This window comes from Formosa sejongensis (assembly GCF_033447105.1).
Lineage (GTDB): Bacteria > Bacteroidota > Bacteroidia > Flavobacteriales > Flavobacteriaceae > Formosa.
The window spans coordinates 1-21,301 of sequence record NZ_JAWQUN010000027.1 but is presented as its reverse complement, the minus strand read 5'-3'; the positions used below and the strand labels follow the sequence as shown (position 1 = coordinate 21,301).

The following is a 21,301-nucleotide window of genomic DNA, read 5'->3' as shown; positions in this document are numbered from 1 at the left end:
ATAATTATATTTAATACTTAGATTGTAATGAAAATTGCACAAAACAGAGGTTCTAAAAAGAAAGAATTTGAACTTATAAATAAAACTGAATTAGTAATTAAAGAAAAAAGTTTTTTAAGTTCGAAGGAATGGACTGTTGATATTGAATCTATAGGACATCATAAAGTTATAGAAATACATTCTAGAAAAGGATTGAGAATTGTAGGAAGTTTTTTTGTTCTAATTGCAATAACAAGTTGGATTGCTTTTTTTATTGAAGAGAATTTAGGTGGTGAATTAGATGGGTTAATTTGGGGAGGATTGTTTTTTTTATATTAGGAATAACGTGTTTTAAGGCACCACTCAACAATCTATTAATTTTAAATGGTGGCTATTCTAATTTAAATTTTTATCTAGACTCACCATCACGGGAAGAGGTCGAGTTATTTGTAGATAAATTAATAGAACTGTCTAAGCATAAGATTAGAGAGAAATATTCCAGAATAGATTCAGACTTACCTGAAGACACATTTATGAATCAGTTAAATTGGTTACTGAACACCAAATTAATTACAGAAATGGAATACGACGAGAAGAAAAGAGAATATAAAGTTTCTAAATTAATAAAATAGTTTTTTAAGTTTACACTTAATAATAAAGCATAAAAAAAGCCTTACTTGAATAAAGTAAGGCTTTTCTATTAGTTGATTTGATTACCATCTTTATCAAAAAAGTGGTATTCTAGATATGTGTAAGCATCTCTGGGTAGTATTTTTACCCATTTTTTGTGTTCAACGAACCATTTTGAACGTATTGATGGAAAGCCTTTTGTTAAGAAGGCTGCTATAAAAGGATGTGTGTTTAAAACCACCTTTTTATAGTCTTTTTTTAATAGTCGCTCAAGTTCTTGAGTTATTTTTTGTACCAATATAATTGGTGCTTCAACCTCTTCGCCTTGTACACCGTTCGGATTATCTTCACGGGTTTTTATATTCATTTCTGGGCGAACGCGTTGCCTTGTAATTTGTATCAATCCAAATTTACTTGGAGGTAATATTTTGTGTTTCGCTCTATCATCCTTCATTTCTTCACGAAGGTAATTGTAAAGCGTTTTTCTGTTCTCAGCATTGGTCATGTCAATAAAATCGACAACTATAATGCCTCCCATATCACGTAAACGTAATTGTCTAGCAATTTCTTGGGCAGCAATCATATTAACTTCTAAAGCTGTGTCTTCTTGTGAATTGGCTTTGTTAGAGCGATTACCGCTGTTAACATCTACAACATGAAGGGCTTCGGTATGTTCTACTACCAAGTAGGCACCTTTTGCCATAGAAACCGTTTTTCCAAACGACGTTTTAATTTGTCTTTCTACTCCAAATTTTTCAAAAATTGGAACATTAGACTGATACAATTTTACAATTGATTCTTTTTTTGGTGCAATAAGTTGCACATAATCTTTAATTTGGTGATAAAGTTCTTCATCATCTACCTGTATTCCTGTAAAAGAGTCATTAAAAATATCTCGCAATATAGACGAGGCTTTGTTTAGTTCTCCTAAAACTTTACTAGGGTGATGTGCTTTGTTTAGCTTCTTACACATTGCGGTCCAACGACCAAGCAAGTTTTGTAAGTCTTTATCTAATTCGGCAACTTTCTTGCCTTCTGCTACTGTACGTACAATAATTCCAAAGCCTGGTGGCGTAATGCTTTTAACCAGTCGCTTTAAGCGGTCTTTTTCTTCCTTGTCTTCAATTTTTTGTGAAATTGAAATACGATCAGAAAAAGGTACAAGAACAATATATCTACCAGCAATAGAAAGCTCTGAGCTTATTCTAGGGCCTTTAGTAGAAATAGGTTCTTTTACAATTTGTACTAGTAAAGATTGATTAGATTTTAAAACATCTATGACGCTTCCATCTTTATCAATCTCTTTTTCAAACGGGAAGTCTTTTAAAAAGAAATCCTTTAGTTTACCTGTGCTTACACTCTTTGTGAATTTCAAAAGGGAAGGAAGCTTAGGACCTAAATCGTGATAGTGTAAAAAGGCATCTTTTTCGTAGCCAACATTTACAAAAGCAGCATTTAGCCCAGGAACAGTTTTTCTTATTTTGGCGATAAACACGTCACCAACAGAAAAGTTATTACCTCCTTCGTCTTTATGTAATTCAATAAGTTTTCCATCTTTTAATAAGGCAAAATCAACATGTTGGGGACCAGATCTTACGATCAATTCTTTATCCATTTCGTTAATTTTTATCCATACTTTCTTGTTGAAGTTAAAAATTGAAAAGTAAAAGGTTAAATAAGAAACCTGTTACCTATCAATAATCGACCAAACATTTAATTGTACAGATGGATTATACATTATTTTTCACAGGATTTAATCTGTGGAGTTTCCTTTTTTTGCGAAAGGTATATCGCGGGGAAACTCATGTCAAAGAACAATTTTATTAAAAACCGAAAAAGTAGTTATAAAACTACTTTTTCAGATTACTTTTTCTTTTTGTGACGATTAGCACGAGCACGCTTTTTACGCTTGTGCGTCGCTACCTTATGTCTTTTACGTTTCTTACCACTTGGCATAGATCTGTCTTTTTTAGGTTAATATTAAGTTTTTTGTTATTATTTAACGTCTACATTAGTTTTTACACCTTCTACAAATACTTTTGCAGGTTTAAATGCAGGAATGTTGTGTGCTGGAATTTTAATAGTAGTATTTTTTGAAATATTTCTACCAGTTTTTTCAGCTCGAGTTTTGATAATAAAACTACCAAAACCTCTTAAATATACGTTATCACCAGCTTCTAAAGATGTTTTCACTTCTTCCATGAATGTTTCCACAGTTGCTTGAACATCACCTTTCTCGATTCCTAATTTCTCAGAAATTTTCGCTACTAAATCAGCCTTAGTCATTATTTATTTTTTTAAAGTTATCAATTAATTATAAAGGGATGCAAATATAGTCATTTAATATTCAATATTTCTAACCTAATTCATTAAAATTTAAGATTATAAACGATTATTTTTGCAGCACCTAAATTTATTATATGTCTTTTAGTAAAACTTTAACATCTTGGTACTCAGTTAATAAGCGTCAACTTCCTTGGAGACAGACAACTAATCCTTATTATATCTGGCTATCAGAAATAATTTTACAACAGACTCAAATTAAGCAAGGGTTACCATATTATGAAGATTTTGTTGCCACTTTTCCAACTGTTTTCGATTTAGCGAACGCAAATGAAGCAGAAGTTTTGAAACTTTGGCAAGGTTTAGGGTACTATTCTAGAGCTAGAAACTTGCATTTTGCAGCAAAATATGTTGTAGATGAGTTGCAAGGAATTTTCCCTAATAATTATAAAAACTTATTAAAACTTAAAGGTGTTGGTGATTATACGGCGAGTGCAATTGCTTCTATTTGTTATAGTGAAGTTACTGCGGTTGTAGACGGTAATGTATACCGTTTATTATCGCGTTATTTTGGCATTTATACACCTATTAATTCTTCTAAAGGCGCAAAAGAATTTAAAGCTTTAGCGCAAGAATTAATAGATATTAAAGATCCTGCCACTTTTAATCAAGCGGTTATGGAGTTTGGTGCGGTACAATGCAAGCCTAAAAGTCCAAATTGTTCAGTTTGCCCATTTAATACGAGTTGTTATGCATTTAGTAAAAATGTAATTGGTGAATTACCTGTGAAAATTAAAGCCGCTAAAGTGACTAAAAAGTATTTTAATTTTTTAGTCTTTTTAACTCCAAATCAGACAACCGTTTTAGAACAGCGTCAAGGAAAAGGAATTTGGCAAAATTTATACCAGTTTCCTTTAATCGAGTCTAAAAAGGCATTGACACATAAACAGCTTCAGTTAGAATTAGAGTCTTTAGATATTTTAAAAGGGAAAACCTTCGATTTGTCATTATATAATAAAGACGAAATCGTTCATAAATTATCACATCAGCACTTGTACACACAATTTTGGATTGTAGATGTAGATACAAATATTAATGGTGCAATTCCTGTTTCGGAAGTTGAAGATTTTCCAGTTCCAATCTTGATTGGAAATTTCATTGAAGCCTTCAATTTTTAACATCAGAAGTTTATATCTCATAATTTTTTTATTAATTTTAAAAAAGTTGAAGTACAAAGCGTAATTTTGTAGTTCGTAAACAAATATATATATGTCTGGAACGTTAAATAAAGTAATGCTAATTGGGCATTTGGGAGATGATGTTAAAATGCACTATTTTGAAGGTGGTGGTTGTGTTGGCCGTTTTCCTTTGGCAACCAACGAAACCTATGTAAGTAAGCAAACTAACGAACGTGTTACAAATACAGAATGGCATAATATTGTTGTACGTAATAAAGGTGCCGAAATTTGCGAAAAGTATTTAAGCAAAGGCGATAAGATTTATGCTGAGGGACGTCTTAAAACCAGAAAATGGCAAGACGAATCTGGGCTAGAACGTTATTCTACCGAAATACAATGTACAGATTTTACCTTTTTAACAACGAAAAAAGAAAGTGGAGCGAATGCGCAACAATCGCCGCAAGCTACAAAAACTACAGAAAATAAACCGGCAATGAATCAAGACGCTTCAAAAGTTGAAGAAGATGATTTACCGTTTTAATTGTTTAACTAATTTTATTTCAATTGGACCCTGACCCCTCGAGCATTCTAGCTCTAATTTCCACGATAAATGTTCCATTAATTTTTGGTATCGTGCTCTTATGTGTATTACTAACTTGTTCTGCACTAATCTCTGGAGCAGAAGTTGCTCTATTTTCTCTAACAGTTACAGATATTAAAGAAGGCATAGAAAACGATTCTAAAGCCATTCAAATAATTTCAAAACTATTAGATCGCCCTAAAAAATTACTTGCAACTATACTTGTTGCTAATAATTTTATAAACATTGCTATTGTAATTCTTTTCGCCTATCTGGGTAATTTTATGTTTAGTAGTGTCACATCAGAAGTTATTCGTTTTGTTGTCGAAGTTGTATTAGTAACGTTTCTAATTTTGTTATTTGGAGAGATTTTACCAAAGGTCTATGCAAGTAGAAATAAAATGAAATTCGCGACTTTTATGGCTGTTCCATTACAAGTTATGGACGTTTTATTTTCACCACTAAGTTTGCCAATGCGTAGTATTACATTAGGAATTCATGAAAAATTAGGAAAGCAAAAATCTAATTTAAGTGTCGACCAATTATCGCAAGCTCTAGAGTTAACTAGTGAAGACGATACGTCCAAAGAAGAACAGAAAATTTTACAAGGAATAGTCTCGTTTGGTAATACAGATACTAAGCAAGCAATGCGCCCACGAATCGATATTTTTGCTTTAAATGAAGATTTAAAATACACCGATATCATTCCAGAAATTGTGGCTAATGGTTATTCCAGAATTCCAGTTTACAAAGATAATATAGATAATATTAAAGGTATTCTTTACGTTAAAGATTTACTGCCTTATGTAGATAGAAAGCAATTTGATTGGCAGTCCTTAATTCGTGAACCTTTTTTCGTTCCAGAAAATAAAAAGTTAGACGATTTAATGTCGGAATTCCAAGAGAAAAAAGTGCATTTAGCAGTTGTTGTAGATGAATATGGCGGAACATCCGGATTGATATCTTTAGAAGATATTATTGAAGAGATTTTTGGTGAAATTAGCGATGAGTTCGATGATGAGGATCTAGTGTATTCAAAATTAGATGATAATAATTATGTATTTGAAGGAAAAACATCTTTGAAAGATTTTTATAAAATCATTAAAATTACAGACGATTCTATTTTCGAACAGAAAAAAGGTGAAGCCGAAACTATAGCAGGTTTTGTTTTAGAACATTCAGGCAGTTTCCCAAAAACGAATGCAAAAATAAATTTTGAAAATTATCTATTTACTGTCGAAGCTTTAGATAAAAAACGCATTAAACGCGTAAAAGTTACCATTTTATAATATGTTAAAACACTCTCTTAATTGTCTTATATTTTTTATAGTTATCCTAGTGGTATCCTGTGAAGATGCACCTACGCCAAAACCAAATGCATATTTAAGATTAAGTTATCCTGAAGCCAGTTATATTGAAACTAATTTAGAAATTCCTTTTACATTTCAGAAAAATAAATTTGCTTCAGAAGTTGGTGTTAAAAACATGGTTGGCCAAGATAATTATGGTGTAAATATTGAGTATTCTAATTTAAAAGGGACCGTTTTTCTGACTTATAAAAATATAAATGCGGACTCTAAAAATTTAATGGAGTATATTAAAGATGCTCAAAACTTTACTCAAAAGCACACCGTAAAAGCCGATGAAATTACCGAGCAAGTCTATATAAACAACGAGCGAAAAGTATACGGTATGTTTTACGAAGTAGGAGGGAACGCTGCATCTCAATCACAGTTTTATATAACCGATAGTGTAAAACACTTTTTAACCGGATCACTGTATTTCTATGCAAAACCCAATTACGATTCTATTTTGCCAGCAGCCAAGTATCTTGAAAAGGATATAAGGCAGATTATGGAATCTGTGAATTGGAAGTAGATTGAAAATCTTAAAGTTTTTAAAATCTTAAAATTGTTTTCAAAAAAATGATTAATTTAAGGGGATGAAAAAACTTAAAAAAGAAGATATAAATCAGGAGGTTTTTGATTTATATGACGACTACGCACACGATAAAATTGAAAGACGCCAATTCTTAAAGAAACTATCGTTGTATGCCGTGGGTGGTATAACAATGTCGTCCTTGCTTAGTTTTATCTCTCCAAACTATATAGATTCCATTTTAGTAGATATAGACGATCCACGATTAATTTCGGAATACATTACTTACAATTCTCCTAAAGGTGGAGGTGGCATTCGTGGGTTGCTCTCTATGCCTGATAATACATCAGAGAAACTTCCAGGGATTATCGTAGTTCATGAAAATAGAGGCTTAAATCCATATATTGAAGATGTCGCAAGACGTGCAGCTTTGGAAGGCTTTATAACATTAGCTCCAGATGCATTAACACCACTTGGTGGTTACCCAGGAAACGACGATGAAGGTCGGGAAATGCAAAAGAAACGTGATAAGAATGAGATGTTAGAAGATTTTATTGCAGCTTATAATTATCTTAAAAATAATGATAAATGTACAGGTAAAATAGGTGTTGTCGGTTTCTGTTTTGGAGGATGGATTTCCAATATGATGGCTGTTAATATACCAGATTTGTCTGCTGCTGTGCCGTATTATGGAGGTCAGCCTAGTGCAGAAGAAGTTGCTAGTATAGAGGCGCCACTTATGTTGCAATATGCAGAATTAGACAAACGTGTTAATGAAGGTTGGCCTGCATACGAAGCTGCTCTTAAAGCAAATAATAAGCAATATGAAGCTTTTATTTATCCAGAAGTGAACCACGGATTTCATAATAATACAACCCCGAGATACGATGAGGCTGCTGCAAGTTTATCTTGGAATCGTACCATGACTTTCTTTAAAGATAATATGATGTAGTTAATTTATTTAAACTTATAGAAACAAAAAAGCATCCCGAAAGAGATGCTTTTTTTTGTTATGCTATTTTGTAATACTTGGGTCTGTGTTTTGTTATTGTATAGTAAAACCCTGTATTCGTTATGGTATAATATGAATGGATTTAATTCTAAGTTTCTTTAAAATGTTTCTCCAGCTGAAAGATAAAACCCAAAGGAATTCTCTCCAAACCCAATATCCATTGCGAGGTTTGTACGGGATTTTTTATCTACCATTAGTCGCGCTCCAAAACCATAACCTGGTTTTATAGAATCAAATAAATCTACGGATAGTGTTGGGTTATTCGCAGTTGTAGCATTTGCAAATAAGACACCTCCCCATAAGCCACTACATTGAGAAATTGGGAAACGATATTCTGTTTCTGCATACATCATTTGGTTTCCTCTAAAACGACCCTGTGCATAACCACGACCACTTCTGCTTCTTTGGTCGTAGGCAGTTGCTGGTAAAATAAGATAGGGCAATTCGCCTTCCGGAGAAGATTCTCCCATAACCCAAAACGCAATAAGATGCCTTGGATTTGTTTTAGATAAAGGTTGGAAGAACCGGCCTTCCATAGAAAAGTAATCGGCAGATTTATCGCTACCAAGGATTTTTAAGGAGCTATTCCAACTTATCATTGCATAATGACCTTTGTATGCATTAATCATATTATCTCGGGTATCCGAAACCATATTTAAACCTATGGCAGACGATGCATATTTTTCAGGATTGAAACCGTATTTTTTACTATAGGCGTAGTTACTTGTTAATAAAGTGTCGCCAGGAGTTAGATTAAGTTTCTCGTCGACAATATTGGAATAACTATCTAGGTAATACCCTGCACCTATGTAAAGTGATCGTGTTATATTATAAGAAATAGACTGGTAAAAGCGCAAGAAATTAAACTTTAATGGTTGAGCCAAAGAGTCTATAGATGTTTCTTGTCCACTTAAATTATACTGATAATCTAAAATACCATCTTCTGGAGCATCGGTACCAAGACCATAAGTTGGCTGTGAAAAGATTTGATAACGCCAATCCCCAGTTAGAAAGAATTTATTATTTTTAGAGTAGATACTATTCTTCATCAAAAAAAGCATTTGATTTTTAGTGGTATACTGTGCACTACCAGAAATCATTGAATAATGTGTGTTTTCTCCGGATCGTTTAAATGCTAGCTGCCCTCCAACGCCCATCATAAAACCAATTGCAGGATTAGAACCAATAATTGGAAACAATAATAATCCACCTGATTTATCAGAGACTTTTTCGGTTTTGTGGAATGCTTTTCGAATCACATCACTCATATCTATTTGGACACATGTCGTATCTACCTTATTTTGAATGGTATCTTGCGCAAATGCAAAAAATGGAAAAAGGATTCCCAATAGCATAAAAATTGCTCTCATGAAAATGAATTTGATTGGACGGACTCCTGAGTTTGCATGAAACCTCAGTAAATCTATGTTATAATTACTACTATCGTACATAATTGATGCTTGTAAGTTTTAGTCTTAAAACACTATTGTTTTTACCTTTACTTTATCTTGTAGCATATGTGTATAAATAACGATTTGTTCGTTTTTAAACCGTTTTTTTATTTAAGTTAAATGTAAATAATAATTTTGAATATCCTTTGAAATCTTCTCCTACTTTAATATTTGGGAGTTTTCTAATCGTACTCTAGACAGGAGTAGTAATCAGTCTATTGTTAACGGTGTGTATCAGTAAAAGAAATTCTAAAACATTTTTTTAGTTTGCTTTTAATGCGATAGTTAATATCTGTAGAGCGCTATAGTAAAGAGAAAATCGCTACAATTTTAGTTGGATGATTGATATCCATAATGCACCTTCTACCTGAAAAACCCTGACTTCTTAGATAACCGGATACATTCGAACATTTAATTTAGTTTTAAAATTTGAAAAGTTATATTTACCAACTATTAGTTTAAAGTATGTAGTTTCATTTTAATGATGAGCTAATTCAATAAAAGAAAAAACATGTATATTCATATAGCCGTATTAGCGTCTTTCATTTTAATTTATAATCTTTTTGCTGAAAAAATTGAAAAAACGACTATTAACGGCCCGCTTTTCTATTTAATTTTTGGAGTAATTGCAGGCCCTGTATTTCTAGGAGTTCTAAATTTGGAAGCAGATAAGGAAACCTATAAAATATTGGCAGAATTAGCGTTGGCTTTGGTTTTGTTTACAGACGCTTCTAATGCTAATATTAAAACATTAAATCATAACCTAAGTCTTCCTATTCGGTTGTTATTTATTGGCTTACCGCTTACTATCCTTTTTGGCTACGTTGCCGGTTCTTTTATTTTTAACGACTTTGGCTGGTTAGATCTTGCAATATTAGCAACCATTCTAGCGCCTACAGATGCTGCTTTAGGAAAAGCTGTTGCAACAAATCCAAAAGTACCGTCAAGGATTAGAGAGTCTTTAAACGTTGAAAGCGGTTTAAACGATGGAATTTGTGTACCTATATTATTGTTGTTAATGTCTTTAGTTTCGGTTTCATCAGAAGTTCAAGTGAATTTCATGTATGGATTACAGCTTTTTGGAGAACAAATAGGATATGGTGTTCTAGTGGGTGTAGGAGTAACTTATGTTGGTACAAAACTAATTCACTATAGTATTTCAAAAAATTGGATCAATGGGCCAAGAAAAGCAATCATTATTATTGCGCTTACGTTTACATGTTATGCCATCTCTCAAATTGTTGGTGGAAGTGGTTTTATAGCGTGTTTTTCAGCAGGATTATTATATGGTATTTTGAATAAAAAAAGAGATGAAGAATTAATTGAAAATGCTGAAGGAATAGGAGATACGCTTGGGTTAATAACTTGGGTTGTTTTTGGAGCTGTTGTTGTTGGAAACTATTTTACATATTTTACTTGGGATACGTTATTATATGCGATTCTTAGTTTAACTGTTGTTCGAGTAATACCAGTTGTTTTGGTGTTAAGTAACTCCGGATTGACGCTTTATGAGAAAATTTTTACTGGATGGTTTGGTCCTCGTGGATTGGCGAGTATTGTATTTGCTGTTATGATTTTAGATCTAGATTTACCACATAAAGGAACCCTTATCATTACAATTGTTTTAACCATTTTATTAAGCGTAATACTACACGGCATTACTGCAAATCCGTTTATAAAAATGCTTTTAAAAAATGAAAAAAAGTAATCAGCAATATTGAAGATTATATGCTAAGTTTTTTTTAATGAAGAGTTGCTTTTAATTTATAATATGTCTTGGAGCAATTCATTCATTATATTCCTTTTTTGAATAAACCATCTTAAACACAGGTGGATTCTGATAGTCTTATCTCCTCCAGATATTCTACACTAAATTTCACACAAATAATCCACTATTAGTAAAGCGTTTTGTTTAAATAAAGTTTACTAAGAATGAAAATCAAATATTAATAGATTTTATTTAACTCTTTTGAATCGAAACAACTTTAAGATCCAGTTTGGTAAAGGATGATTTCCTCTCTTTCTAAAATCGATATACCATCCAATTTTTTTAACCAGTGGAATTTTATGTGTTTCTACAAACTCTATTAATGTTCCTTCTGGAGCTTGGATGTAAGAAAAGTTTCCAGCGGCATCTCCCATATCAAAAGTATCCATCGCTCTTGCGCTATCAACAGTAAAAGGGAAGCCAAATCCTTCAGATTTTTTACGTAAGGCATCCATATCGTTAATGTCGTAACATAAATGAATAAAACCTGGATCTCCCCAAATTCTACCTTCATAAATAGCTTGTGGCGATCCATCTATTACTTGTATTAATTCAATTTCAGATGCTCCAAAAATCGGGCTAAGAGCGCCATTTTTAACATCGGAATGACGTAATATAACTCTTCTGAATTTTTGATCTCCTCCTGGAATTCCAGAAAAATCTTCGAAAACTTTGGTGTCATCGTAAACGATTTCATCGAATCCTAATATATCGCGATAAACGACTAAGCTTTCTTCAATATTTTTGACTCCAATTACAGTTCCTAAAACCCCTCCGTTAACAGCTTTTTCTTTACTAAAAACGAAATTATGTTCTTTTACTTCCCAAATATTATCATAAGGGTCTTTCAGGAAAAAATGTTTAGCACCACTTGGTGAGTCTGCAATTTCTCCTAATAAATTTAATTTGGATTCTTTGTATTTCTTATAAGCGGCTTCAATATTATCGGTTTTTAAAACTCCTATATTTATACCCAGATCTCCTAAAACAATAGGGATAACTTTTGGAGTTGGTTTTTTACCTGTATGTTGCCAGATTTCGAAACCTCCACCGCCTTCCATATTTAAAGCCAATATAGCATGTCTTGACGCCGTTTTCCCATCGGTATGAGCAAGCATTAGTTCTGCAACAGCTTCCTCGTCGAAAATTAAAATATCTACAGAAAAATGTTCACGATACCAGCTCCATGCTTCATGCACATCTACTACTCCTACTCCTAATTGTTGAATTCCGTTAATTTTCATGATCTGTTTTTAATAACTACGATGGCTTAACTTTAGTTGATAAATAGTAAAATAAACTTGGACAAAATCTCCTAATATGGACCATCATTAATTCTTTGCCGCCTACTAGTATTTCTTTTTTTTCCTTTTCTAATTTCTTGACAATAATTCTGGCTGCCATTTCTGATGTTATACCTTTTTCTTGTCCTTCATCCATTTTATTATGAGCATTTCCATGTTCATCTATGGCATTCAAGGAGATATTTGTTTTAACACGTCCCGGAATAATCATAGAAATCAGAACTTTATTACTAACATTTTCTGCTCTTAAACTTTCGAAAAAACCATGTAATGCGTGTTTTGTTGCCGAATATGAAGACCGATATGGGAATCCGAATTTCCCAACTATACTGCTAGTAACTCCAATTTGTCCTCCTCCATTTTTAATCATGGTTGGTAAGACTCTTTTTGTAAGTTCAATAGTTCCAAAAAAATTGATTTCAAAAATTTTACGATCCATAGCTATGGGCGTATCATTTGCGAAAGATCGTTGACTAATACCTCCAAAATGGTATAAACCATCTATTTTAGTTTCAGTTTTTAAAACAATATTAGCTGCTTGTTCAATAGAAGATGACTCACTCAAATCAAAAGGGACAACAGAAGTTGTGCTTCCGTTTTTCTGACAAATACTAGCAACTTGTTCTAAGTCTTCCGTTTTTCGCGAAGAAAGAATTAAATGACAGTTCTTAAAAGACAACTCAATAGCTACTGCTCGTCCGATGCCCGAAGAGGCTCCTGTGATCCATAAAGTTTTTCCAGTGAATTTCATTTAAAGACTATTTTCAGAAAAGGCGAAGGTAATGTTTTGCCCCTATAAAACTAAAATATTCTTTTAAATTTCAATGAATAAAATAAGTGATTCTTTTATAATAATCAGATTTTAATCTGTGTTCCATTTTTATATTTCTCCAAACGTTCTAAGCCCGAGAATTTTATTATAACTAATAGCGTTAAGACTATTAATTATGTTGATGGAAGTATTTAAATAAAGGATTTAAAATAGTGTTGTTTAATTATTGATGTTTTTTAGGGTATAGGTTTAAAATATACTGGATACTTAATCAATAAGAAATCAATTATGTATCCAGCTATATTTAGAAAAATATAATAATCACTAATAAATTTTAATATGAAGTAAACTTACCTTCTTCCACCAAATCCGCCTCCGCCAAAGCCTCCTCCGCCAAAGCTTCTTCCGCCACCAAAACCTCCGCCTCCGCCAAAGCTTCCCATATTGCCGGATCTTCCGCCAAATTGTTGAGCCTGAGTAGCGCCTCTTTGTCTGTTTTGAAATTCATTGTTCATACTATTCATTTGGGATGAACCACTTCTATCTGCGGTATTAGCACCATTAAACTGATGATTATCTGCAGTGCCTTTATTGGCATTATTCCAATTGCCATTACCGTTATATCCTTGCCACCCATTTGAAGATTTTTTATACACATTTCCATTCTTAGAAGCGTACATATCTCCATCTGCACTTTGACCTATTTTGGCTGAACCATTTGCACCAACTTTTCCTGCCATTTCTGCGCCAGAATTACTTGTTACATGTCCTGTATATGCTGTTCTTCCATCTCCAGACGTTACTCTGCTCGCCCCTGCGCTACCGTTAGGATTTGAATACTGACGTGTTCCTGCGCTACCTCCAGTATACGGATTGTAAGCTTGACCAGCACCTCTTGAATAGGCGCCATTAGTAGCAGATACACCTCTTGAGTACGTTCCTGTTGAAGGGTTGTAACCTCTTCCTGCAGATGCACTTCCGTAAGGACCATATGCTGTTACACCATGACCGTAAGCCCCAGTAACAGAATTGTATGATGAGTGATATGCAACACCACCATAGTAATATGGATGATACGCATAACAACCATAAGTCATAGCCATTCCAAAATATAGTGGGTAACCCATTGGTGGATAGTAGTAATACGGAGGATAATAAAAACCAGAACCGTACATTACTACAGCCCCAACGCCTGTACTTGCAACATAAACACCTTCATATCCTGATGTGTAACTTGAATTAACCATACCATTTGCAGAGACTGTTTGCGTTACATAAGTAACATTGTAAACAGGCGAACTTGCTGGCATTGCATAAATTGCCTGTGGTATTGTAGCTGCTGCTTGCCACGGACCATTTGGTGTTGTAGCATCAAACCAAACACCATCTACACAAGCATAATATGAATCGCTTGAAACTTCAATAACTTTATCGTTAGTATTTACTGCATATTCTAAATTAGTATCATCAATAGCCTTAAATTCTGGTGTTCCCGAATATTTAATATCAACATTTTTAGCGGCCTCAACTGCATTTACCTGGATTTTTGTTGGCATTTCAGCAATCATTATAGCATCTGCAGCTTCATCTGTTCCAGGTACATGAGCTAAAATTGATGAGGCTGGACTTGTTGTCGGAATATTTAAAAAATCTTTTGGTAAATTATTTGAAGCATAAGTCCAAGGACCTTCTAAGCTTGATGCACTAAACCAACGGCCTGCAGCTAAATAATAATACAGGTTTGTGTTACTACTAAAAAACACATCGCTTTCTGTGTTTGTTGCATATTTTAAGGTTGTGCCTTGAATGTCAGAATACTCAGGGTTGCCTTTAAATAAAATAAGTACAGCTGATTTATCCGAATAAAAAATTTGAGGTATATTTTCATTCGCTTGCATCACTGGCGGAAGCGCATCTTTTAAATGTGACCAATTCGAATTATTAGAAAGTGTATCTAACGATTTTGGTAAACTACTTGTAAAATCCCAAGGACCGTTAACCGATTTGCTTTTTTGCCATTCTAGGCCATCATATAGATAATATAATGCACTAGACGTGTAAAAAAATAAAGGGAAATTGGAGTTTACAATATACTCTAATGATTTATTGGTTGAGGTTACAGGAGATTTTACAGCCTCACCTTCTAACTGAAGTAAAATTGTTGGCTTATAACTGTATAATATAGCTGGTGGTGTGTTGTTAACTTCAATTGTTTTTTTTGGTGCTGTTTTAGGCGTAGATGCAACTATTTGTTCTAAAGAAATGTTTAGGGTTCTGTCGGGTGTTATAAATTCACGTACAACTTTATCCATCATTTGAATTGAATCTTTACTTAACGACGGGAAATCTGCTTTAACAAATTTCATATCTTTAATTAATACGTCGTGAGTAGATGTATTAACATTAGTTGTTGCATTTAAATATAGAACACCAATAACATCTTTTCCTCCAGAAGGAGATAATTTAAAAGCCATTCTGAAATCTAAAGTTTCCTGGTTTTCCCAACTTTCAACTTGTGGTTGGTAAGTTGATAAAGTTGTGTCTCCATTGGTTAACTCCTTTGGCCAACTAATTTCTTGAGAAAAAACGTGTGTGGAAACAACCAAAAACGCGATTAGGTTTAGTATTAACTTTTTCATTTTTATATGATTAAAATAATTTTACACCCAAAACTAATATTAATTATTAAGTTAATTAAAATTAGTTTCAATATTTTTTAAATTAAGGAATGTTGGTGGTTTTAAATTTAAGCCTAATTTTTGACTAAAAAATATATCGCCTTTTAGGTCTGTAGCCATGGATAAAAACAAATAAAACAATAGAATTATATCATATTCATTCTGATATGACTGGTTTAAAACTATTGGTAAATGTCTTTTTCTTTAGTAGTTAAGCGTTGTTGTTGTTGTTGTTGTTGTTGTTGTTGTTGTTGTTGTTGTTGTTGTTGGTTTTTTTTGAGTTCAAATTTTACTTTTCTAATCCCGAAATCAGTGTCCCATTGCTTAACTGCTTTGAAATTTAGTTTTTTATACAATGTATTAGCCGGTACATTTTTAAGCCCCGTTTCGACAACAAAAAGACTAGAGTCGTATGTGTTAATAATATACTCCATTAACGTTTTTGCAATGCCTTGTTTAAAAAAATCGGGATTTACAACCAAACTATTAATATACGTAACATTAGTATTATGATCAATTTCAACTACTCCTACAAGTTTTCCTTCTTTTATATACCCAAAGTAATCGGTATTACTTTTCACGAAATGTTCAAGAGGTCTTTTTAGTGGAGGAAAATCGTTAGCATTTAATAATTTTGCTTCAATTTTATAAGATGCTTGAAAAACGGAACGTATCTTTTTAGATATTACTATATCCTTATTTTGAAGTTTTTCTATCATATTCTGTAGCCATTAGTAAATACTAATTATTCTCAATTTTTATTCAATATAGTTAGGAGTTGCTTTTTTCCAACCATCGGCAAGTTGCTCTGACAATCCATTTACAATGTCGCTAAGTTTTAGTTCTTCAGAGATATTAACTGTTTCGTAGGGGTCGCTCTCACGATCAAACAACTCTGTGTTTTTTAATTCTCCTCTAGTTCCAGTTTTAGGATCCCAAGTATACCATTCTATGTAGTGATATTTTTTAGTATTTATAGAATAGCCCATATATCTATTTCCGTCGGCAGCATGCCTTGGCCTGCGATGAAACTGACTAAAAGCAGCGGTTTTCCATGGGCGTTCAGGGTTTTCTATTAAAGGTACAAAACTTGTTCCTTGCATATAATCTCCTTTTTCGTACTGCTACAGTTAAATGTTTAAAAAAAAGTAAGTATTATTAAACAATATTTAGAGTGATTTTTTTTCATCGTTTTATAGTCGGAAATAGTTGCTAATGTGTGTGGTTAAGCACCTAATTTAGTGAATAAAAAAAGAAGTTCAAATTCGAAAAAGTTTTATTAAATGGGCTGTAATTAGTAGGGTATAAACAGCTTAAACTTAATTTCTTATAAATTAGATATGGATTGTTTCTAATATTTAAAAATTAATACTTTCAGTCTATTTTAATAAACAATCGTGTAATTGCTTCTGGATATCTGCGTTCTATAGTTAATTCGAAATACTATCTAATAATACGTTTTAGCTTTAAGTTATTCCTTTTTGTTAGTACAAGTACTTCTTTAATAGTTGTAACGTTTAGTGGGAATTCTAATAATACATGTAAAAAACTCAATAAATATAAGGCTATTAGCCCTGTCTTAAAATCATAAAGATATAATCCTATAGATGCAGTCCAAATAAGTAATATTATAAGAGCTCCTTTTTTTGAAACAGCTTTTTTCCATCCAATTATAGATGTTTTTGAAAACCAATTTAAATAATGATAGGTGTAAGCAAAAGATATAAAGATTTGGATTCTAAGTCCTATTTCTGATAGTGTTAAGAATGTTTTATCTTGAAAATTATTGAAAACTTTAGCAATAAAAGTAATAATACCCATCATATTCATAGTATTAATATGTTCCAATGCGCCTTTAGAAGGTTTGTAATTGGTGTAATTGAAAGGTATGTAGCAAATTATTAAAGGGACTAAAAGTAAAAGTATTCCTAAGTAATATCCGTAATTGCTTTTAGCTTTTAATGCACCGAAAAGAATGAATAAAAAAGTAAAAATGTAAACATGAATAAGTGTAGGAAGAAATGCTCCTATTAGAAAAAAGGGTCTAGGTATATAACTTATTGTAACAAAAGAAATTAAAGTAATTAACAGGAGTGCTATTGTTAAATCCCTATTCCTTTTTAAAAAGATTAGACTAACTGCAAATAAGAATCCTATTACTAGATAAATTTTGGTTTGTTTACTTGCTAATTTTATAATATTCTCTAAAGATTGATTGATTTCCAAATTACTGAATGCAATAATTGGATACAGAGATATTAAAAAAGTCAAGAATATGAATATTAGGGACCAGTTTTTATTAGCTGAAAAAAAATAATTCTTCTCTCGAAGCCAAGTTATTTCGGTTAAATAATGTAGGGGTCCTAAAACAGCATATGAAAATAAAAAAAGTTCAAAAGGAATTTTAATTGCTATAACCAATGAAATAATTATAAGAAATATATTTAGTAAATCAATTTTCTTGGAATTCATTATGTTTTTATTTCTAATCTTGACTTAATTGACATGTTGAAATTCGGTTGTACTTTAACGCTTTTTGCTAACAGATCCTTCATTAAACATTTTTAGTGAAATTATTAAAAAGATGTATTTAGATTTTGTCATTTAGCAGAATAGTACGATTACTTTCAATTTTTATCAATTACCAATCGCGCAAGTGCTTCTGGATATCCACGTTCTATAGCTAACTCGCAAGCCAATATATCGATTTCAGTTTTCGAGATACTATCTAATAATACGTTTTGATTTAATCGAGTAGGTATTCGAGGAATAATACCCTCTTCCTGAATTTTATTTATAATTTGATTGGCAACGGTTAGGGCAGAAGATGCTTTAATGATTTCGCTTCTCGCATAAGATTTACAAGGAAAACTAACTTCACCAACTCTAAGGCTTGGATCGTCTCCTGGGATTTGCTGTGCGCCATATAATGGTGGTCCACCAACTGTAGCAGATTTAAACGAAGGCACAAATTTAGAAACAAATTCGATAGCATTTTCAGTTCTGGTTTTGATTTCAGAATCGTCCCAACTCCTATTTAATTTTTTAGTAATACCTTTATTAAATTCAGGTTGAACGGCATTGTCTTTGGACTGTACCAATCCATTTTCAAACAACGTAATATCGTTTGTCATGCCATGAATTTGATAAAAATCATCGCTATATGGTGTAAGTTGTGCCATTCCATTAGGTGTGCCACGTTCACCATGAAAAATTAGTTCTGGAATTAAGCCTGCAATAGGTTGCCATTTAGAAACATAAGCCGCCTTAAATTCTATTAAGCGTTCTGTGTTTAAGTCTAAAGACTCATCAAAAATCCCCGTTTTAAATCCACATGAATTCACCAAATAATTCACTTTATATACGCTATCATTAGTTGAAATTTCCCAGTTATAATCTAAATTTTCATTCCGAACATCCTTAATATTGGTCACATTCGTGTTTGTTTTTAGATTACATTTTTCAGTTTTGTTCAGAGCTAATTGTGCTTGAGCTGCTAATCTAAAAAGGTTCCATCCGTATTCTTGAACTATGTATACAGGAGTTTTTAACTTTTTGTAATCAATTAGTTTAATCGTATTAGTCATCCATTCATCAGACGTGTTTGGACGCTTTACATTTGGATGTTTCGATAAAGCAATTAAATCGTCTTCAGTATAAATTTTATAATAATCTTCTGGATTGCCCAGAATTCTATTTTCAGGATCTTCAGCTATTAACTCTTTGTAATATGCTACTAACATATCCAAACGATGCTCGATGTTATCTACTCCGTATTTTTCTGTTTTAGGAATGCTTATAAACGTAGGTCTTTCGTCTATAGATTGTGGGAATAGTCTTGCCATTTCTATAGACTGCTTCATGAGTACTTTACATTGCTCTTCGGAGATATCTGGATATAAGTTTCCTCCAGCATGCAAATGGCAGAATGGAGGTCCATTTACTACACTTTTCTCTTGCTCGAACAAAATGGTGTCTACTCCATATTTGGCTAATTGTAAAGCGATAACAACACCAGAAACTCCACCACCTATAATTCCGACATTGTAAATTCTATCCATATTAAAACAGGTCTTGTAGGTCTGCAAAATTATCTACTACTCGTGTAGGATTATAGTCTGCAATGTTTTCGTTATAATTATATCCATAACTCACACCAATACTTTCCATACTTGCATTTTGTGCAGCAAGAATATCATTTTTAGAATCTCCAACCATGATACTTTTTTCTATAGTTGAATTCATTTCTTTAGCTAAATATAAAAGCGGTTTCGCATTTGGCTTTTTCTCAGATAATGAGTCTTCGCCAATCCAAATTTTGAAGAATTGTTTAATCGATAATTTATCTAAAATGGGTTCGATAAAACCGAAAGGTTTATTTGTGCATATCGCCATTTTATAACCTTTTTTATCTAAATCGATTAAGGTTTCTAAAACGCCAGGATACATAAAAGTGTCTTTACATGTCTCTTCTTGGTAAGCCGAAAAATAAATTTTAAAAGCCTCTTCTAAAAATGCATTCGAAAGATCTTGTTCTGGGATGGCGTGTTCTAAGGATCTTTTAACCAAAGGCATTGCTCCGTTCCCTATAAATGGCGTAACCTGTTGCACTGTTAATGGCATTGCGTTATAATGCGATAACATTTTATTTACGGCTAAAGTGAGGTCTGGAATGCTATTGATGAGTGTCCCATCAAAGTCGAAAATGATTAGTTCTTTGTCTTTAAAGTTCACAATTTTAATTTTAGGACAAAGATGCGGAAGTTTTAATAAAATAGTAAGGATTTATACTATTGTTGAGCAATAATATTTGAACAAATTATTTTTTTGAAATGAAACTGATGTCATTATAAAAGCTTCGAGTTTGCATGCATGATAATCCAATGGGAAAATATGGCTTTACAAACTCGAAGCTTCAATTATTCTTATATTTTTATGATTTGTGGGTTCTAATTCGCAAGTGATGCTGCGCCACCTAATAAAGCCAATCCTGCAAATATAAATATCAGAAAAATAAAACCGATTAAAGAAATAACAAGTCCTGCTATAGCAAAACCTTTAGGACGTTTAAAAACACCTACAAATGATAATATTAGACCTACAAACCAGATTATCCAACCAAAAACGGGAATCCATCCCAAAAACAGTGATATAATGGCCAATACAAATCCTGCCATTCCAATTCCGTTCGATTCTTGATTTACAATAAGAGTAGTATGTCCTTGATTACTATTATTTTGTTCTTTAGTACTTAAAGTTTCATTCATGTTTGCGCTTCTAAATTAACTATAGTGTGTGTTTATAAGTAGTGTGATAATAATAAAGATTTTCATTTTGAAAATTAGGATTCGTAATAATTCACGGTCTCAATTTGAAGACTAAACTACGGAATTAATTTTAATAGTAATTCTTAATGGTTTTATTTTCAGTCGTTTTTGCGACTTTAATTATTTCTGAAGGATAATTTATTCAAAGTTAAATAACCTAGCTTAATATTTATTGATTTTTTTGACAGATAAAATTAATTCTAATATTTTTTAAATTATATAAATCATTGATTTTGTGTGTATTATTATTATTATTATTATTGAAATGCATTGTTTTAATAAAGTGGTTTTAGTATTCAGAAAAAGATGTGGAAGTTTTAATAAACATGGTGAGGGTTTTTGATTGGTCTCAAAGGTAGTTCAAACTATGTACTTTAGTGCATTTCGCTTTAGCTTCTAAAAACTTTACCTTAGCCTTATGAATGAACAAAGATCCAATGGCCATAGTATATCTCGATTGA

General features: G+C 32.4%; 20 protein-coding genes. 8 read left to right on the top strand and 12 right to left on the bottom strand.

Features of this window, described 5'->3' with window-relative positions; all coding sequences use genetic code 11:
* Nucleotides 1-27 precede the first annotated feature (27 nt).
* Nucleotides 28-318 (top strand): hypothetical protein, encoded by a 291-nt coding sequence (locus R6X41_RS17535; protein WP_318501657.1) that lies wholly within the window; start codon nt 28-30, stop codon nt 316-318.
* Nucleotides 291-611: a hypothetical protein gene (locus R6X41_RS17530; RefSeq protein WP_318501656.1), complete on the top strand. Its 321-nt coding sequence runs from the start codon at nt 291-293 to the stop codon at nt 609-611. Before R6X41_RS17535 ends, R6X41_RS17530 begins: the two co-directional genes overlap by 28 nt.
* A gap of 68 nt (nt 612-679) precedes the next feature.
* Here R6X41_RS17530 and R6X41_RS17525 read toward each other — a convergent pair whose 3' ends face one another.
* Together R6X41_RS17525 and R6X41_RS17520 are read right to left on the bottom strand one after the other, a co-directional pair.
* Entirely contained in the window at nt 680-2,224 is a 1,545-nt protein-coding gene (locus R6X41_RS17525) for a ribonuclease E/G (protein ID WP_318501655.1), read from the bottom strand.
* Between the two features lie 380 nt (nt 2,225-2,604).
* Nucleotides 2,605-2,895 carry an HU family DNA-binding protein gene (locus R6X41_RS17520; protein WP_013869848.1) on the bottom strand — a complete coding sequence of 97 codons (291 nt, stop codon included), beginning with the start codon at nt 2,893-2,895 and terminating at the stop codon, nt 2,605-2,607.
* Between the two features lie 134 nt (nt 2,896-3,029).
* Here R6X41_RS17520 and mutY point away from each other — a divergent pair, with 134 nt between their 5' ends.
* From mutY to R6X41_RS17495, 5 genes are all read left to right on the top strand, one after another.
* Nucleotides 3,030-4,070 (top strand): A/G-specific adenine glycosylase, encoded by a 1,041-nt coding sequence (gene mutY, locus R6X41_RS17515; protein ID WP_318501654.1) that lies wholly within the window; start codon nt 3,030-3,032, stop codon nt 4,068-4,070.
* A gap of 91 nt (nt 4,071-4,161) precedes the next feature.
* Nucleotides 4,162-4,611 (top strand): single-stranded DNA-binding protein, encoded by a 450-nt coding sequence (locus tag R6X41_RS17510; RefSeq protein WP_318501653.1) that lies wholly within the window; start codon nt 4,162-4,164, stop codon nt 4,609-4,611.
* A 23-nt stretch (nt 4,612-4,634) separates the two neighbouring features.
* Nucleotides 4,635-5,939, top strand: coding sequence for a gliding motility-associated protein GldE (locus R6X41_RS17505; protein WP_318501652.1), 1,305 nt, complete (start codon nt 4,635-4,637; stop codon nt 5,937-5,939).
* Nucleotide 5,940: 1 nt separating this feature from the next.
* On the top strand, nt 5,941-6,528 hold the full coding sequence (gldD, locus tag R6X41_RS17500; protein WP_318501651.1) for a gliding motility lipoprotein GldD: 588 nt from the start codon (nt 5,941-5,943) through the stop codon (nt 6,526-6,528).
* Nucleotides 6,529-6,592: 64 nt separating this feature from the next.
* Nucleotides 6,593-7,480 (top strand): dienelactone hydrolase family protein, encoded by an 888-nt coding sequence (locus R6X41_RS17495; protein ID WP_318501650.1) that lies wholly within the window; start codon nt 6,593-6,595, stop codon nt 7,478-7,480.
* A 158-nt stretch (nt 7,481-7,638) separates the two neighbouring features.
* On the opposite strand, the gene R6X41_RS17490 is transcribed toward R6X41_RS17495, so the two are convergent.
* Nucleotides 7,639-8,910: a BamA/TamA family outer membrane protein gene (locus R6X41_RS17490; RefSeq protein ID WP_318501649.1), complete on the bottom strand. Its 1,272-nt coding sequence runs from the start codon at nt 8,908-8,910 to the stop codon at nt 7,639-7,641.
* A gap of 592 nt (nt 8,911-9,502) precedes the next feature.
* Here R6X41_RS17490 and R6X41_RS17485 point away from each other — a divergent pair.
* Nucleotides 9,503-10,699, top strand: a complete 1,197-nt coding sequence (locus R6X41_RS17485; protein WP_318501648.1) for a cation:proton antiporter — start codon at nt 9,503-9,505, stop codon at nt 10,697-10,699.
* A 248-nt stretch (nt 10,700-10,947) separates the two neighbouring features.
* Here the strand turns inward: R6X41_RS17485 and R6X41_RS17480 are convergent, their stop codons facing one another.
* The 9 genes from R6X41_RS17480 to R6X41_RS17440 all read right to left on the bottom strand — a co-directional run bounded on the left by R6X41_RS17480 (nt 10,948) and on the right by R6X41_RS17440 (nt 20,780).
* The gene (locus tag R6X41_RS17480) at nt 10,948-12,003 is read right to left on the bottom strand and encodes a VOC family protein (protein WP_318501647.1); all 1,056 of its coding nucleotides are present in this window, start codon (nt 12,001-12,003) and stop codon (nt 10,948-10,950) included.
* Nucleotides 12,004-12,019: 16 nt separating this feature from the next.
* The gene (locus tag R6X41_RS17475) at nt 12,020-12,814 is read right to left on the bottom strand and encodes an SDR family NAD(P)-dependent oxidoreductase (RefSeq protein ID WP_318501646.1); all 795 of its coding nucleotides are present in this window, start codon (nt 12,812-12,814) and stop codon (nt 12,020-12,022) included.
* Nucleotides 12,815-13,185: 371 nt separating this feature from the next.
* Nucleotides 13,186-15,474 (bottom strand): hypothetical protein, encoded by a 2,289-nt coding sequence (locus R6X41_RS17470; protein WP_318501645.1) that lies wholly within the window; start codon nt 15,472-15,474, stop codon nt 13,186-13,188.
* 221 nt (nt 15,475-15,695) lie between these two features.
* Nucleotides 15,696-16,232: a GNAT family N-acetyltransferase gene (locus R6X41_RS17465; RefSeq protein WP_318501644.1), complete on the bottom strand. Its 537-nt coding sequence runs from the start codon at nt 16,230-16,232 to the stop codon at nt 15,696-15,698.
* Nucleotides 16,233-16,271: 39 nt separating this feature from the next.
* Complete coding sequence (locus R6X41_RS17460) at nt 16,272-16,616, bottom strand: sulfatase/phosphatase domain-containing protein (protein ID WP_318501643.1); 345 nt, start codon at nt 16,614-16,616, stop codon at nt 16,272-16,274.
* Nucleotides 16,617-16,956: 340 nt separating this feature from the next.
* Nucleotides 16,957-17,784: a hypothetical protein gene (locus R6X41_RS17455; protein ID WP_318501642.1), complete on the bottom strand. Its 828-nt coding sequence runs from the start codon at nt 17,782-17,784 to the stop codon at nt 16,957-16,959.
* Nucleotides 17,785-18,140: 356 nt separating this feature from the next.
* Nucleotides 18,141-19,574 carry an FAD-dependent oxidoreductase gene (locus tag R6X41_RS17450; protein ID WP_318501641.1) on the bottom strand — a complete coding sequence of 478 codons (1,434 nt, stop codon included), beginning with the start codon at nt 19,572-19,574 and terminating at the stop codon, nt 18,141-18,143.
* Between the two features lies 1 nt (nt 19,575).
* Nucleotides 19,576-20,247 carry a phosphoglycolate phosphatase gene (locus R6X41_RS17445; protein ID WP_318501640.1) on the bottom strand — a complete coding sequence of 224 codons (672 nt, stop codon included), beginning with the start codon at nt 20,245-20,247 and terminating at the stop codon, nt 19,576-19,578.
* Nucleotides 20,248-20,462: 215 nt separating this feature from the next.
* On the bottom strand, nt 20,463-20,780 hold the full coding sequence (locus R6X41_RS17440; RefSeq protein ID WP_318501639.1) for a hypothetical protein: 318 nt from the start codon (nt 20,778-20,780) through the stop codon (nt 20,463-20,465).
* Nucleotides 20,781-21,301: the final 521 nt, after the last annotated feature.